14 protein-coding genes are annotated in these 16,074 nt (G+C 48.1%); all 14 read right to left on the bottom strand.

Translation table 11 applies throughout. The features are described 5' to 3' along the window. Positions 1 to 48: 48 nt before the first annotated feature. Entirely contained in the window at positions 49 to 921 is an 873-nt protein-coding gene (locus PTQ21_RS06000) for a carbohydrate ABC transporter permease (protein ID WP_063566505.1), read from the bottom strand. A 62-nt stretch (positions 922 to 983) separates the two neighbouring features. Beyond that, complete coding sequence (locus tag PTQ21_RS05995; RefSeq protein ID WP_063566506.1) at positions 984 to 1,880, bottom strand: ABC transporter permease; 897 nt, start codon at positions 1,878 to 1,880, stop codon at positions 984 to 986. 142 nt (positions 1,881 to 2,022) lie between these two features. Continuing rightward, positions 2,023 to 3,624, bottom strand: a complete 1,602-nt coding sequence (locus PTQ21_RS05990) for an extracellular solute-binding protein (RefSeq protein WP_274569125.1) — start codon at positions 3,622 to 3,624, stop codon at positions 2,023 to 2,025. Positions 3,625 to 3,958: 334 nt separating this feature from the next. Beyond that, on the bottom strand, positions 3,959 to 6,211 hold the full coding sequence (locus PTQ21_RS05985; protein WP_274569124.1) for a helix-turn-helix domain-containing protein: 2,253 nt from the start codon (positions 6,209 to 6,211) through the stop codon (positions 3,959 to 3,961). 293 nt (positions 6,212 to 6,504) lie between these two features. Further along, positions 6,505 to 7,452 (bottom strand): ribose-phosphate diphosphokinase, encoded by a 948-nt coding sequence (locus PTQ21_RS05980; RefSeq protein ID WP_063566509.1) that lies wholly within the window; start codon positions 7,450 to 7,452, stop codon positions 6,505 to 6,507. Between the two features lie 270 nt (positions 7,453 to 7,722). Next, a complete protein-coding gene (hisJ, locus tag PTQ21_RS05975) occupies positions 7,723 to 8,547 on the bottom strand; it encodes a histidinol-phosphatase HisJ (protein WP_274569121.1) in 825 nt (274 codons plus the stop codon). Positions 8,548 to 8,558: 11 nt separating this feature from the next. Then, positions 8,559 to 9,287: a bifunctional phosphoribosyl-AMP cyclohydrolase/phosphoribosyl-ATP diphosphatase HisIE gene (gene hisIE / locus PTQ21_RS05970; protein WP_274569120.1), complete on the bottom strand. Its 729-nt coding sequence runs from the start codon at positions 9,285 to 9,287 to the stop codon at positions 8,559 to 8,561. Continuing rightward, entirely contained in the window at positions 9,280 to 10,041 is a 762-nt protein-coding gene (gene hisF, locus PTQ21_RS05965; protein WP_072735753.1) for an imidazole glycerol phosphate synthase subunit HisF, read from the bottom strand. Before hisF ends, hisIE begins: the two co-directional genes overlap by 8 nt. A gap of 231 nt (positions 10,042 to 10,272) precedes the next feature. Next, positions 10,273 to 11,007 (bottom strand): 1-(5-phosphoribosyl)-5-[(5-phosphoribosylamino)methylideneamino]imidazole-4-carboxamide isomerase, encoded by a 735-nt coding sequence (gene hisA, locus PTQ21_RS05960; RefSeq protein WP_274569118.1) that lies wholly within the window; start codon positions 11,005 to 11,007, stop codon positions 10,273 to 10,275. Between the two features lie 111 nt (positions 11,008 to 11,118). After that, positions 11,119 to 11,739 carry an imidazole glycerol phosphate synthase subunit HisH gene (gene hisH, locus PTQ21_RS05955; protein WP_274569116.1) on the bottom strand — a complete coding sequence of 207 codons (621 nt, stop codon included), beginning with the start codon at positions 11,737 to 11,739 and terminating at the stop codon, positions 11,119 to 11,121. 3 nt (positions 11,740 to 11,742) lie between these two features. Next, the gene (gene hisB, locus PTQ21_RS05950) at positions 11,743 to 12,372 is read right to left on the bottom strand and encodes an imidazoleglycerol-phosphate dehydratase HisB (protein WP_063566514.1); all 630 of its coding nucleotides are present in this window, start codon (positions 12,370 to 12,372) and stop codon (positions 11,743 to 11,745) included. Then, the gene (gene hisD, locus PTQ21_RS05945) at positions 12,365 to 13,669 is read right to left on the bottom strand and encodes a histidinol dehydrogenase (protein WP_274569114.1); all 1,305 of its coding nucleotides are present in this window, start codon (positions 13,667 to 13,669) and stop codon (positions 12,365 to 12,367) included. The genes hisB and hisD overlap by 8 nt, the downstream gene beginning before the upstream one ends. Positions 13,670 to 13,776: 107 nt before the next feature. Then, positions 13,777 to 14,436, bottom strand: coding sequence for an ATP phosphoribosyltransferase (gene hisG / locus PTQ21_RS05940; RefSeq protein WP_063566516.1), 660 nt, complete (start codon positions 14,434 to 14,436; stop codon positions 13,777 to 13,779). 1 nt (position 14,437) lies between these two features. After that, positions 14,438 to 15,631 carry an ATP phosphoribosyltransferase regulatory subunit gene (locus PTQ21_RS05935; protein WP_072735750.1) on the bottom strand — a complete coding sequence of 398 codons (1,194 nt, stop codon included), beginning with the start codon at positions 15,629 to 15,631 and terminating at the stop codon, positions 14,438 to 14,440. Between the last annotated feature and the right edge of the window lie 443 nt (positions 15,632 to 16,074).

Below are 16,074 nucleotides of genomic sequence, written 5' to 3'. Positions count from 1 at the left end.
TAATTCTTGTCATCTCGTTAATCACGATTGGCTTAAGAAAACCTATGATCAGCCCTTAACAGCTCCAAGCATGGCACCGCTAACAAAATATTTTTGCAGCCATGGATAGACGAGCAGAATCGGTACGGTTGCAAAAATAACGGTGGCCGCCTTAAGACTTTCCGGAGTTAATGGAGCGCGGTTGGCACCTTCCATCTGTGTGAGCTCACTCACCATGTTGTTTTGCACCATTTGGAACAGTTTGAGCTGAAGTGGATACAGTTTAGGATCATTAATGTACATCAGGGAATCCTGAAAGCCATTCCAGCGGCCAACAGCATAGAACAACGCCAAAGTTGCCATGACCGGCATTGACAGCGGTAATATGATTTTCAACAGTGTATGCAGATGTGAACTGCCGTCAATTTCAGCGGACTCCTCCAGACTTTCTGGTATACCATTGAAAAATGAGATCAGGATAATCAGGTTAAACGGACTGACCAGACCTGGCAGAATTAGCGCCCACGGCGAATTAAGCAAGTGCAGGTCACGAATGAGCAAGTACTCAGGAATGATCCCCCCGCTAAAGAACATCGTAATGATGATCACGTACATGAAAAGCTTGCGGCCCTTCATTTTTTTCTTGGTCAACGGGTATGCAGCTGCGATTGTGAACACCATGCATAACACCGTTGTCACAATCGTTAACAGGGTCGTATATCCCAAGGAATACAGCATCGAATGATCGGAGAACACCTTAACATACGCATCCCAATTGAACTCCTTAGGAAAAATGGTGACTTCACCCGATGTAATGGCACGATTGGAGCTTAATGATATGGCAATCGTGTGCAGAAACGGAGCGAGACAGAACACGACGAACAAGCTAATAAACAGGATGATAACGGTATCAAAAATCCGGTTTGAGGTGCGTTCACTCATATGCGCACAACTCCTTTACTGATGGTATACATATAAAGCAGCTAAGCGTACCTTCTGTTCTTTTAAAGAATTCCTTCACCTGTTGTCTTTTTCGATATATAGTTCGAACCGAGTACAAATATAAGTCCCACGACTGCCTGGAACAGTCCAACGACGGTTGCCAGCGTATATTGTCCCGATTCCAGCCCGACCCGGTATACAAAGGTACTGAGCACATCAGAATATTCACGTACTGCCGTGTTCCCGATAATATAAGGACGATCAAATCCGATGCTGACCATATGTCCCAAATTAAGAATGAGCAGAGTAACAATAGTAGGCTTGATGCTTGGCAGGGTTATATGCCAGATTTTCTTCAGCCGTGTCGCTCCATCAATCTCTGCCGCTTCGAACAATTCCTTATTAACACCCGTCAGCGCAGCCAGATATAGAATCGTTCCCCAGCCTGCACTTTGCCAGACACCTGTGAACAGGTAGGTCACAAGCCACGGGTTTTTCTCCGTCAAAAATGGAATCGGATTTAAGCCCATACTTTCAAGTACACCGTTTACCATACCGGATTGGTTGCCGAATAACTGGTACACAATTCCCCCAATAATGACCCACGAAATAAAATGAGGGATATACAGAATCGTCTGCGATATTTTTTGAAACCATTTAAACCGGATTTCATAGAGCATGATGGCTAATATAATGGGAGCAGGAAACGAAACGATCAGATCAAGAAAATTCAACATAAAGGTGTTGCGCAACGTGGTGTAGAAATCTCGCATCCCGAATACCTCGCGAAAGGCATCAAAACCGATCCACTCACTGCCGTTAATACCTTGAAACAGATTAAAATCTTTAAATGCGATCTGAACGCCATACATCGGTCCGTAGCGAAACACCACGAAATAGATGAGGGGCAGTGAAATCAACGCGTATAATTGCCAATACCTCTTCAAGTATGCGGTCAAGTCGGTCTCCTCCTAACAACGAAGAAACACTGTGCCGCCTTAACCTCAGCCGACGGCACAAGTCCCTTCATAAATGATCCGATATCAAGCTTGTGTAAGTTGGATTACTTTGGATTCGTACATTCACACATATCTCCGACTGCTACTTCGCAGCAAGCTCCTGAACCGCTTGATTCAGTTCCTTCTTCAATTCTGTGCCGCCCAGGGACATGAAATCATTCATTTCCCGTTCATACACTGCGTCGAATTCTTCCGGTTTAGCCATTGCTGTTTTTACGATAATGACATTAAGCTTATCTTTGAGCGCCGTGCTGTACTTCATCTCTGCCTGAATCGGTTTGTCAAAAATGATGGGTCCTACCGTATCGGTGTTAGCAATATCAATCGACTGTTTAAGCATTTCCTGATTATTTTGCGGGAAGCCCATGATCCATGCTTTTTCGTTGATAGCCTGATCACCGATATTTTTACCATTTGAGATAATAGCTGTATCCCCTGCGTTGAACAGACGATCCTTCGCTTCCTGAGAAGCATCCTCTTTGACAACAGGAATTCCGTCTACCAAATCGTAGTTCTCTCCTTCCACGCCGCTGTAAATATCAATCAGATTATTGTCTGATGCCATCCAATCCAAATATTTGATTGCTTCCACCGAACGTTTGCTGCTCTTCGGAATCATGATGTACATGCCGTTTGAACCGTAACGGGATTTGATATGTTTGTTGTCTACGTTTGCGTTGGTGTACGCATCAACCGGAAGCACTTTACTGCCCTGCGTATTTTTAAGCAAGTTATCCAGAGTGCCATCTGCATAGAAAATAGCGTCGACATCCTCAGACCAGTAGCCAATGTTTCCGTTCTGTACATCCTTCACCAGTTGGGCCTTATCTTCATCCAAACTGAAGTCCTTGCTGATCAAGCCTTCATTGTACAGCTTGTTCATGAACTTCATGGCATCCTTGAAGCCCTCATGGAGAGGCAATTCATAACGTTGGGCATAAGTCAGATCTCCGCTGATCGGCTTGATGAATGAGTAGATCAGCGTTTCGAACTGAGCTGGCGCCAGTGCCATTCCCATTGGAATGTTTTTGCTGCCAAGTCCACCAGGGTCTTTATCTTTAAATGCTTTCAAAGTGGTATACAATTCATCCGTCGTCTTCGGTACTGGCAATCCCAGTTTATCCAGCCAATCCTGACGAATATAAGAGCTATATCTGCCTGTGATGGCACGTTTGCCAGGAACTGCGAACTGCTGGCCCTCTAATTGACCAAACTTAAGGGTGTCCTCGCCAAGGAATTTTTTCAGGTTAGGTCCGTATTGATCAATCAACTCTCCCACATCAGTCAGACCGCCTTGTTCGGCGTAACGATAAAATACACTTGAGTCATAAACAAATACAATATCCGGAACATCCGTATTACTCGCCATTAGGACATTCAGCTTGGTTACTTCCTCCGAGCGCTGAATCGGTACGAATTGTATATCAATGTTATTCGGATCGCCGAACCGTTCCTGGATCAGTTTGGACAAATAGTTATTCGTAATGGTATAAGGTGAAGGACTATTCCCGCGGTCAAACACCTCCACTTTTAAAGTGACACGCTCGCCATTGCCTGATGCACTGCCTTCTGATTCCTGATTCGATGCAGATGAACAGCCGGCTAGCAAGGAAACTCCCATTACCATAGTAAGCGCCAATCCCATCCATTTCTTTAGACTCCCTTTGGTTGCTTTTCCTGTCATTTTGTCATCTCCTTAGCATTGCGTGAATGTTTAAAGCTTGCCCAGAGTATTCCACATCTTTCCGCGCTCTGGCAATAAACTCGTTTCGGAAACGCTTACATAAGGATAATGGTTTATCCCGAGCGACGATTTTCGCAGACTGACTATATTCGTAAAGGACCCGAAAACAGGCGTAAATCAAGGATTTCTTGCATAAGCGCAAGCTTCCAAGACGGAATATAGGTTTACACTAGCAGCAAAAAAGGCGGACTCCTACATGGCTTCTCCTGAGAAAAACCTGCATGAATTCCACCCTGTGCTTAGCACGGTATAATACGTAGCATGAGCCTTTGAATTACGACTCGGAATCGTGATGTTCACGTTTCATACGGCGATAGTCTCCCGGTGTAATACCCTCAACCCGTTTAAATACACGTCCCAAGGTAATTCCATTGGCATACCCCACCTTCAAGGCAATGTCCTGTAGGGAAAGATCCGTACTCCGCAGAAGACGCTCCGTTTCCTTCATCCGCAATTCTGTAAGAAAGTCTACAAACTTCATATTGAACTCTGTCTTGAACAAATAACTTGCATGTTTGCCGGTAATCTGGAATCGATCGCTCAGATGTTTCAGCGAAAGATCAGGATTCGCAAACTGTTCCTCGATATAGTTTTTCATTTCATTGACCATCGCTTTGTAGCTCTTGGTTTCAGTTACCGACACATAAGTTCTGAACAAGTCCGTCAGGTCATCAAACAGAATGTCTTTGACACCTTCAAGTGTCTCCGCTTCTTTCATCAGCATCAACCACTTGTTTATGTTTTCCTCCGATAATTTCTCCTGCAGCTGTTCGGACATGACCGCTACTTCCCGGCTGAGCATCTGTAGCATCGCCTGAATCAAGGAGTGAATCTCATCATCTGGCAGCTTATCACGTTCAAAAGCCGCGAAGATCTCCTCCAGTTGATCACGCCACTGACTGCTCGACATCCGAAACCGTTTAACAAAATCAGCAATCATCTGCAAATAGGTATAGGTATCAAGCAGCTGCTGCTGGGTTTCTCCATACCCGGCCAGAGCGATATCACCATCTCTCAGCAATCTGCGGTGCATCACAGTCTCAGCCGCTACGTATGATTCACGAATAGCCTTGATGCCCTCCGCGATCGGTCCGATACCGAAACTCAATGATATACGCAGATTCTGCTCAACCCAGGATCGGCATTCCTCCGCAACTAATCGAATTTGCTCCGTCATATCCGCGTTACCGTCTGTGGACAGGAAAAGGATCGCAATCTGATCTGAGCTGACCCATTCGGTCCAGCATTGCATACCCGCATCGCGTGAGAGCTCCTGCAGCACATTCATTAACGCAAATTTGAGTGTATTCTGCTCGCCTCTCGTAAACCGTTCCTGGAATCCTTTCTCATATCGGTTAATTTCGCCAACCACAACAGCGAAGCATGACGAAGTATCCACGCCAGTTAACGGGGAAAGATCCTTTAATCGCTCTACCGCATGATCCAGATTCTCCCCATTCAGCAGATCGTTAAAAAGTTTGCTGCGCTGCAGCAGCACGTTTTCTCTGCTCTTTTTGTCCGAATCCATCATATGGTTAATCAGGTTTTCTAACACGCCATCAATCAATTTCATCTCATCGGTCCGTGAGCCCGATTGCTCCAGCACCCGAATCTGATGCGCCTCAATCCGATTCATAATAATCTGAATGGGTTTATAGTTGCGACGAGTGATATAGATAATATAGACGATTGCACAAATGACGGTAACAACCGCAATAATCACCCATACATAGGAAACCACCGAGACCCAACCATATAAGTTCCCCTCCTTGATCCCACTGGAGATCGTCCAACCCAATCTTTCCAGCGAAAGGGTGTTCAGCTCTTGGCCTTCTACAGCACCTTCACGATCTGAATGCGCATCGTACACAACCTGACCGCCACGGTCAAGAATGCTCATGAAAGAAAGCTGTCCATTAACCATACTATCAATGCTCTGCTCGATGCTACTCATCTTGATATTAATGACAAGCACCCCATCAGAGCCAAATGGCAAGGGCATATCCTTATCTACCGTCAACACCCGAATAGGCGTACGCTGATTAACTCCTGCATCGTATTCCCTGACAGGCTGCCAGCCTGAAGTAAGAGAACCAGAGTCGATTCGGTCGATCCATGCCTTGTCTGAAAAGCTATCTACCTCCTTAGAGCCGCTTAATGTTAAAACGCTTTCATTTTTCTTATCATACAAATAAATGGATTGGATCCAAGGGTTGGAACTCGTCAGCTCACGCAAGTTTTGAGCAATGCTATACACGGTCTCTTTGCCCACCTGGTTCTGGCTATTAAAATAGTACTTATAGGCCTGCTCACTCTGCACCGCTTCCATAACCGACAACTCAATATCCCGGATCGTTCGGTCCAGACTGTCCACCAAATAGCTGGAGGAGATACGGTCTGCTTTCCTTGTTTCTTCCCTGGAGATGTCATTAATGAAAACAAAAGCGATAAAAATGAGTACGGTCATGGTAAGAAAGAAAATAGGAAAATAAGAAAACAGTAAACGATAATACCAAGTCCGGGACAATAGACCCCACTCCTCACTCCACGACACCGTTGTATAATAGCCGTGGTTCTACTGTTCATCACATCAGTTACATCTCTGGGATTGAATTCCCTATATACGCAGCCATAAAATCAATTTTAAGTTATTATAGCACAAGCCCCCAGGCAGCAAATCAGTAATCGATTCCCTCCTTCTCCTTAACTCATCCGCATCTTTACCCTAATCCATCATAAAAAAACAAAAACCGTGCTGAGCAGCAAACCACTCAAACACGGTACAATACACCTGGATTCGCACAGATCTGTGCTGCATGATTAAATCCCTGAATCTTTAAACAGCGTCGCCATGGAGCCGCCATCCACAATAATGCGAACAGCACGTGCAAGCATTGGAGCTACGGGCAACACTTTGAAGCATTCTGGGTGATCATCCGGCAGTGCGATGGAGTCTGTGACCACCACCTCGGCTATAGACGGGTGATTAAGTTTACTTAGAGCTCCGTCCGAGAACAGACCATGTGTTGCACATACATATACGTTTTTGGAGCCTCGCTCCTTCAATCCTTCAACAACATTGAGAATTGTCGTTCCGGTATCGATCAGATCCTCAATAATAATTGGAGTTCGACCTTCAACATCCCCAATAACGTGCGTAATGATCGATTCATTGTGGCTTGGCCGCTTTTTGATCATAATGGCAAAAGGTGAATCCAGACGATTCGCCAGTTTCTCTGCCATCGAGGCTCGTCCCGCATCAGGGGAGACAACTACCGGATTTTCAATCCCTTTACTCAGCAAATAATCACTGATGAGATCCAATGATGTCATGTGATCCACAGGAATATTGAAAAATCCTTGAATTGCCGCTGCATGCAGATCAATGGTAACTACCCGGTTTGCCCCAGCAGTAGTTAACACATCCGCAACCATCTTGGCCGAGATCGGCTCACGCGGAGCAGACTTGCGTTCCTGACGGGCATATCCGTAATAAGGAACAATAATATTTACCGTACGGGCAGAAGCCCTTTTGGCTGCATCAATCATGACGAGCAGTTCAACGAACAACTCATTGATCGGATGAGATAATGATTGAATCAGAAACACATCACAGTTGCGGATCGTCTCTTCGTAGTGAACGTATATTTCTCCGCTCTTGAACCGGGACAGTTTGATCTTGCCTAGTTGTACACCCAGCTTGTCGCATACCTGTTCTGCCAGCTTAGGGTTCGATGAACCGGAAAAAATACGTAACGAATGCTGCATAATGCCCTCCCGAGGGTTGAAGTCCCAATATAATCCTTTATCAGTCTAAAAGTGAATGTTCAAAAAGACCGGTTTTCAGTACCGAGAAGATGGGATAAAGCTAGAAATGGAGTAGCGGAGCGTAGGCAAAACTACGTGAGCAACGAACATTTCGGCTGAATTCCAGCTTCGACGCTGATGATGCCATTAGGCATCCTTCGTAATCAAAAGCCGACTTTTTTGAACTACCTCTAAAAAGGTTATTTCCTACCCTCATTATACTCCACTACCTTATACATTTAAAGAAAGGAACGAGCGCTGTCGACCTTCAAAAACGGCTACCTCCGTACAGCCCAGCTCACGCAAGAGCGCCTCGGCCTCAGGCAGATAATCGCCTAGCTTCAGCGGATCATGTGCATCGGAGCCAAGGGTCATCGGAATCCCCAATTGAATGGCCTCTGTTAACATCCGGCGACCAGGAAACATCTCTGCGCATGGCTTCGATAATCCTGATGCATTAAGCTCCATGGCACAGCCACTTTTCGCGATAGCTTGCAGCGCCGCATTCTCCAGATCTATACGCTCTTCAGTCTGCTCTGGTGCCGGAGTGAAGCCAAAGCGCTTGATCACATCTGTATGACCCATAATATCGTACATTCCCGTCGCTGCCGCTTTGCTCACAGCATCATAGTACTGACGATAGACTTCTAGTACGTCTTTCCCTTCCCAATGATGGGTCTGGCGAAAATCCGTAATGTCCCATTCCCCGAGAAAATGAACCGATCCAATCACATAGTCCCATGGATACCGCTCAATAATGGCCCGAATTTCTGTCTCCCAGCCTTCGATATAGTCGCCTTCGAGGCCAACACGCACATCAATCTGACCACGGTAGCGCTCTTTCAGAGAGAAACACTCTTCCACGTAACGCGGCAGCTCGTCCATAGGCATTGCCATCTCAGGATAATAGTGAGCAGGGTCTACATGCAGCAAAGGCATGTGATCCGACAGCCCAATCTGCGACAAGCCAATCTCCACCCCACGCTGCACATAAGCCTCCAGCTTGCCAACCGCATGACCACACCGCTCATGGTGTGTATGATAGTCTATTAGCACAGGCTCGCCTCCTAATCGCGGCGAGGCCGCTCGTGGCGACGGCTCAGCTCTGACATGATGTCATCCAGCGGCAGCTTGCGCTCTTGCAACAGAACGAGCAAGTGGTACATCAGGTCACTGACCTCAAGACGAAGCTCGTCATTGTCTTTATTTTTGGCGGCAATGATCGTCTCGGACGCTTCTTCACCGATTTTTTTCAGAATTTTATCAACGCCTTTATCGAACAGGTACGTCGTATATGCGCCTTCCGGACGCTCACGTTCACGCTCTGCAATGACCGATTCCAGTTCAGCCAGTACTTCAAAACGACTTTCGGAGCTAGCACTTGCAGTAGTTGCACTAGAATCGCCTGAAGTCTGGTCTGCGGATTGCTCTGGCGAGCCCACGATTTCATTATGGAAACACGTCACTGCTCCGGTGTGGCAAGCAGGTCCATTCGGTTTTACCTCAACTAGCAAGGTGTCACCATCACAATCGTATTTCAATGAAGTAATCGTCTGTACGTTGCCTGAAGTTGCGCCCTTGTGCCACAGCTCTTGACGCGAGCGTGACCAGAACCACGTTTCACCGGATTCCAGAGACAATTTCAGGGATTCCCGATTCATATAAGCCATCATCAGAACTTGACGTGTCTCTGCATCCTGCACAATGGCAGGCACCAAACCATCGCTCCAGCGAATGTGTTCCACAACCTGCTCCAAGGATAACTGCTCCTTAATCTCATTGCTTACATTAGTCACGGATCTCCACCCCTTGCTCTCTCAAATGTTGTTTTAACGCCGGAACGGCGATTTCTTTGTAATGGAATATCGTTGCTGCTAGACCTGCGTCCGCTTTGCCTGTAGTGAAGACATCATAGAAATGGGATTCCTTGCCTGCACCGCCTGAAGCAATGACCGGAATACGTACCGATTCGGATACCGCTGCAGTCAGCTTCAGATCGAATCCGTCCTTCGTTCCGTCCGCGTCCATGCTTGTCAGCAGAATTTCGCCAGCGCCTAAGGTCTCCGCCTGTTTAACCCAATCCAGCGCCTTAATTCCTGAAGGTTTACGTCCACCATGCGTGTACACTTCCCATTCGCCCCAAGCCTCATTATACTTGGCGTCTATTGCAACGACGATACACTGGGAACCAAAGCGACGTGCTCCGTCTGCAATCAGCTGAGGATTAAGCACAGCTGCCGTATTTACCGCAATCTTGTCCGCTCCTGCACGCAGAATGCGCTTCATGTCTTCCACCTTGGAGATCCCTCCACCTACGGTAAAAGGAATGGCGATCTCGCCTGCGGTTTGCCGCACTACTTCTTCCATCGTTTCGCGGCCTTCCACCGAAGCGGAGATATCGAGAAACACCAGTTCGTCCGCACCCTCGCGGTCATACAGCGCCGCCAGCTCCACCGGATCACCCGCATCGCGGAGATTGACGAAGTTAACGCCTTTGACAACCCGGCCGTCCTTCACGTCCAGACAAGGAATGATTCTTTTTGCCAGCATGCTCCTCTTCCTCTCTCCTCATGATCGCATTCCTGTATAAGTTCAACTTAGAATATTCACACTAGCCACTCCGATGACAGAACAACCTTACGATCGCTGTTATCCCCAGATTTTTTGATCCTTTTTTAAAGGGTAAATCCGGGGATAAAGGCGAACGTTTCACTTCTTCAGGTTTTTTCTGTCCTCTCCGTTATCGTGCAAATGTTTATTTGAGCCTATATAGTATCGCTATTATTTATTTACCACACGCACCGCTTCGGACAGATCAATACTACCAGTATACAGCGCTTTACCTACGATTGCTCCTCCGACACCATCTTCCGCATGCTTGCTTAAACGAAGCAGATCATCCATGACACTAACTCCCCCGGAAGCAATCACCGTACGGCCACTCGTCTTCGCAAGAGACACGATCGCTTCCACGTTAGGACCCTGCATCATACCATCACGGGAGATGTCTGTGAAGATGAAGGTTTCGGCACCAAATGCCGCCAGCTCCTTCGCAAGTACCTCGGCCTGAACTTCCGATGTCTCCAGCCATCCGCGTGTCGCCACATAGCCATTGCGTGCATCGATACCAATAGCTACTTTATCTCCGTAACGTCCCAGTACTTCTTCTGTAAAGGCACGATCTTCAATAGCGGCTGTCCCGATAATAAGACGACTTACACCGAGACCCAACAAACGTTCTACATCAGCCACTGTACGAAGACCTCCACCTACCTGAACAGGCACGTTCACGGCCGAAGCAATACGCCCGATCAGCTCATCATTCACGGGATGACCTGCTTTTGCACCGTCCAGATCCACCAGATGAACGTATGTACCACCTTGCTTCTCCCAGGAAAGAGCAACTTGAACCGGGTCATCGTTATATACCGTCTCCTGATTGTAATCTCCCTGCACCAGTCTTACACATTTGCCGTCCCGGATATCAATTGCCGGATATATGATAAAAGATGACATACAAGGCCTCCTGAATATATTCATATTTGTGCTCTAGGCTACATTCTATATGAGTTTGCTACGTTATTTTATAAGGATGAATTAAAAAAATCATATGATCGCTGATTATGATTACGCCTTCGATCCAGTCAACGCCAGGAAGTTTCCAAGCAGCTTCATACCCAGCTCTCCGCTCTTCTCCGGGTGGAACTGCATACCGAAATTGGAGCCTCTGCCAACAATCGCCGTAACCGGATGTCCGTAATCCGTTACTGCCAATAGATCGCTCTCTTCATCCGTACGTGCATGATATGAATGGACAAAATAGACATGACTTGCCTCAAGCCCCGCGAATAGCGGATTTTCCGGGTGCAGGAACTGCAATCGATTCCAGCCCATATGTGGAACCTTTAGTTCTCCCGGTGCGAATCGCACCACTTTACCCGGCATAATATTCAATCCTTCATGCTCGCCATGCTCCTCACTTGAGCTGAACAACAGCTGCATGCCCAGACAGATGCCGAGCAGCGGTGTTGGTCCAGCTGCCGCTTCCTTCACCACTGCGTCCAAGCCACTCTCTCTCAAGTGCACCATGGCATCGCCAAATGCACCTACACCTGGCAATATCACACCATCTGCACCAAGAATCGCATCCCGGTCACCTGTGACCAGCGCTTCGTAGCCAAGACGTTCGACCGCTTTGCCGACGCTGTGCAGGTTCCCCATACCATAATCGACAATTGCAATCGCCATCGTCTACAGCACTCCCTTCGTGGAAGGCACACCCGTTACACGTGGATCAATCGTTGTTGCCTCATCCAATGCACGTCCCAGTGCTTTGAAGATCGCCTCGATCATGTGGTGCGTATTTTGTCCGTAGTGCACGATAACGTGCAATGTAATGCGCGCTTCCAGCGCCAGTTTCCACAGGAACTCATGTACCAGCTCGGTTGAGAAGCTGCCCACTTGCTGAGACGGGTATTGTGCACGGTACTCAAAGTGAGGGCGGTTGCTGACATCGATGACTACCTGAGCGAGAGCCTCATCCATAGGCACAAAAACACTCGCATAACGTTTGATGCCCCGCTTGTCACCCAATGCTTCACGAAGGGTCTGTCCCAGACAGATCCCGATATCCTCCACCGTGTGGTGGTCATCAATATCAACATCGCCGCGCGCCTGTACGTTCAGATCGAATTGTCCATGCTTTGTGAACAGATCGAGCATATGATTCAGGAAAGGTACGTCCGTTTCAATCTCGGATTGCCCGGTTCCATCTACGGCAAAAGAAAGCTGAATGTTCGTTTCATTTGTTTTGCGGTCTACCTCTGCCTGACGTACAGCACCCTTATTCTGAAGGTCCAAACCATTATTCTGCTTATCCATTATCCGATTCCGCCTTTCCTTCCTGTTCTAACCGTACAGCGATCGCACGGGCGTGTCCTTCGAGCCCTTCATGCCGGGCCAGCTCTATAATAGCCGCGCCATTTTGGAGCAACGCTTCCTTACTGTAATAGATCAAACTCGATTTTTTGATAAAATCATCCACATCCACAGGTGAGCTGAATCGTGCCGTTCCATTTGTCGGAATAATATGATTCGGTCCCGCAAAATAATCCCCTACCGGCTCCGAGCTATACGGGCCGAGGAAGATTGCTCCGGCATTCTCGATCCGGCCAGCGTAAGCCATCGGCTCCTGCACCATGATCTCCAGATGCTCCGGTGCGAGCCGGTTCACCACATCGATTCCCTCATCGATGGAATCGACCACAATAATCGCGCCATGCTGCTCCACGGAAGCAGCAGCGATATCGCGCCGCGGCAGCACTTCTAGCTGCTGCCGCACTTCGGCCTGCACGGCTTCCGCCAGCACGGCCGAGGTTGTGACGAGAATGGCCGATGCCATCTCGTCATGCTCCGCCTGCGACAACAGGTCGGCGGCGACATACACCGGATTCGCCGTATCATCGGCGAGCACCACAATCTCACTCGGCCCGGCGATACTATCGATATCGACTGCGCCATAAACCTCGCGCTTCGCGAGCGCCACGTAAATATTGCCCGGTCCACAGATCTTGTCGACCGGGGCAATACTCTCCGTGCCGTAAGCTAGGGCGGCGATTGCCTGAGCGCCGCCAACCCGGTACATTTCGCTCACGCCTGCTTCCGCAGCAGCCACGAGAATGTACGGGTTAATACCTTCACCGCCATTTGTTGACGGCGGCGTCACCAAAACAATCTCCGGCACGCCAGCCACCTGTGCCGGAATCACATTCATCAGCACCGACGAAGGGTACGCTGCTTTGCCGCCAGGTACATAAACGCCGACCCGCTTCAGCGGTCGGATTACCTGGCCCAGCAGACTGCCGTCCGGCTGCCAATCCATCCATGAGTTGCGTTTCTGCTTCTCATGAAAAGAACGAATGTTAGCGGCGGCCTGACGGATCGCCGTCACGAAGGAAGGCTCCACGGCTGCATAAGCCGCCTGCAGCTCTTCCTGCGGCACGCGAAGCTCCGCAGCCGTCAGCTTCGTGCGATCCAGCTGCTCTGTGTAACGCAGCAGTGCCGCATCTCCTTCCCGGCGAATGTCGCTGACAATGCGCCGTACCGCTTCATTTTGCTCAGGTGTACCGTATTCCACTTCCCGCTTCAAATCAAACTCCCGTGCAGGTACAATTTTCATGAGTATAACCTCCCTATCCCTGTATAACCTGTGATACCTCTAATATCCGTTTATGCTATATGATCAATCATCGATTAGTTACTTCTGCTCCATCTTACATGCTTGATTTATCCCCGAAAGATCCCCGAAGACACCTCATTCGAGGCTGGAATGACCTGTTGGAGAGCATCGCATAATGCTTGAATCCGTGCATTCTTCATCCGATAACTGACCCGATTGGCAATAAGGCGGCTTGTGATATCCAGAATACCCGTCATCTCCACGAGTCCATTCTCACGCAACGTCTGACCAGTCTCCACCAGATCGACGATTCGATCTGCCAGACCGATCAGCGGCGCCAGTTCGATGGACCCGTTCAGTTTGATTACTTCCACCTGCTGTCCTTGCTCGCGGAAATACTGGGAGGCAATCCTCGGGTACTTTGTTGCCACCCGCTGCTGAATGCCAGGCGTCCAGTCCGGTAGTCCAATAACAGACATGCGGCACTGGGCGATTCCCAAGTTCAACAATTCGTATACGTCCCGATTTTCCTCAAGCAGAACGTCTTTACCCACTATGCCAATATCCGCTACTCCATACTCCACATACGTTGGCACGTCTACGGGCTTCGCCATGATGAACTCCATCCCCGCTTCCGGCACTTCGATGACCAGCTTGCGCGTATCGTCCACGTCTTCCGGAATATCAAGCCCTGCTTCACGGAACAGTTTGGAGGCTTTCTTATAGATTCGGCCCTTCGGCATAGCTACCTTCAAAATATCCGACATCTCAGCGTCCCCCTCCATTTTCATGCCCGTACGTGATAACCTGCTCAGCCTGGATTGACTTGTTGCCTGTTAGAGCCTCTGCCCCATCTTTAGGAAGGAGGTATGTTACTACATTCTGACCAATGCTGCGTAGTCTCGCCGCCTCTGTTAGAGCCTCAGCCCGGTGTTCCGAAGTATATTGAATAAGTACAGGCTTCTTCTCTTCCATCGTAATTCCATGAACACCATCGATAATACGGTTTGTTTTGAGTGCAAATCCTGTAGCCGGTAATGAACGGCCAAACTGCTGTAACAGATTATCATATCGTCCGCCACTGCATACCGGGGATCCAAGCTCTGCCGCATACCCTTCAAACGTCATGCCTGTATAATAGGAGAAATCACCAATCATCGTGAGATCAATCAGCACATGCTCAGAAACACCGTACGCTTCCAACACTTCGAATACTGCACAGAGATGTGCAATGGACTGTGCTGCTTCAGTACTTGAACTCAGCTCTGCTGCGTGTGTACATACTTCTTTACCGCCACGCAGACGCAAAATAGCTTCAAGCTGCTCCTTCAGTTTCGGTTCCAGATTCAATGCTTCAATGGATTGGCGATAGCCGACATAATCACGTCCCAGCAATCCTTCTTTCAACTGTTCCTGTTGTACCGTTTGACCCGGAATGACTTCTTCCAGTAACCCATTCAGAAATCCCATATGACCCATCGCAATTTTAAAGGAAGACACACCCGCTGCCTGCAAAGAAGCGATCGCAAGTGCTACAACTTCTGCATCTGCCTCTGGCGAATCATCACCGACAAGCTCTACACCTGTTTGGAAAAATTCCGCCTCACGCCCCGCTTCCTCTTCAATGGAACGAAACACATTCGCATGATAGGACAAACGCAGAGGAAGCTCCTCATCCTTTAATAGAGAAGAGACCACCCGTGCAATCGGAGCTGTCAGATCTGATCTTAGTACGAGCGTAGTCCCGCGACTGTTCAATAATTTAAACAGCTTGCGATCCGATGTGGAACTCGCTACACCTACGGTATCGTAGTATTCAATCGTTGGCGTAATGATTTGACGGTAACCCCAGCGTTCCATGCATTCCAGTACATTCCGCTCAATGGTTCGCAGCTTGGTCACCACATGTGGTGTATAGTCACGAAAACCTGTCGGTTTTTCAAAGCCTTTTGGTTTGGACATTGGTATTATTCACCCCGAGTCAGTAATTTAAGATTGGTAGACGTTCTATTTCAACAGGATTTATGTAGTGTAAATCCCCATTCTATCTTGTAACCTGAATTTTTATTGTTGCTGCCAGGCAGCCTTCAGAAAATGTTTAGTAAGTGTTCTTCATTTCTGCTTAACTATACTTAACTTTTGCCCCTTTTCTTTAACATGGTAAAGTGCTAACAAACTAAAGGATATGGGATATGATAACATGAATGACTATCCATCGTCAACAATACAGCCCCTTTGGGGGGCTTGTACTATATCCTCCATTTTGATCCCATGCTGAACATGAGTCTAACTATTTGTATACGAAAAAAGCTGCCATCAGCAGCTTCCTTACTCCAGTCAATTCGACTTATTGCTCTTCCCCTGACTGAACCCATTCAGGTTAATTTTCGTCCGTGTATTCTTTG

It is taken from the genome of Paenibacillus marchantiae (assembly GCF_028771845.1).
Taxonomy (GTDB): domain Bacteria; phylum Bacillota; class Bacilli; order Paenibacillales; family Paenibacillaceae; genus Paenibacillus; species Paenibacillus marchantiae.
Note: the sequence above shows the minus strand (reverse complement) of the source record. Positions and strands in the feature narration are given on the sequence as shown.

Coding starts and splice junctions, on each gene's coding strand:
- hisB (WP_063566514.1), bottom strand. CDS start 12,372: ATGGATAAGCAGAATAATGGTTTGGACCTTCAGAATAAGGGTGCTGTA.
- hisD (WP_274569114.1), bottom strand. CDS start 13,669: ATGAAAATTGTACCTGCACGGGAGTTTGATTTGAAGCGGGAAGTGGAA.
- hisG (WP_063566516.1), bottom strand. CDS start 14,436: ATGTCGGATATTTTGAAGGTAGCTATGCCGAAGGGCCGAATCTATAAG.
- hisA (WP_274569118.1), bottom strand. CDS start 11,007: ATGTCATCTTTTATCATATATCCGGCAATTGATATCCGGGACGGCAAA.
- hisF (WP_072735753.1), bottom strand. CDS start 10,041: ATGCTGGCAAAAAGAATCATTCCTTGTCTGGACGTGAAGGACGGCCGG.
- hisH (WP_274569116.1), bottom strand. CDS start 11,739: ATGGCGATTGCAATTGTCGATTATGGTATGGGGAACCTGCACAGCGTC.
- PTQ21_RS05990 (WP_274569125.1), bottom strand. CDS start 3,624: ATGACAGGAAAAGCAACCAAAGGGAGTCTAAAGAAATGGATGGGATTG.
- PTQ21_RS05980 (WP_063566509.1), bottom strand. CDS start 7,452: ATGCAGCATTCGTTACGTATTTTTTCCGGTTCATCGAACCCTAAGCTG.
- PTQ21_RS05935 (WP_072735750.1), bottom strand. CDS start 15,631: ATGTCCAAACCAAAAGGCTTTGAAAAACCGACAGGTTTTCGTGACTAT.
- PTQ21_RS06000 (WP_063566505.1), bottom strand. CDS start 921: ATGAGTGAACGCACCTCAAACCGGATTTTTGATACCGTTATCATCCTG.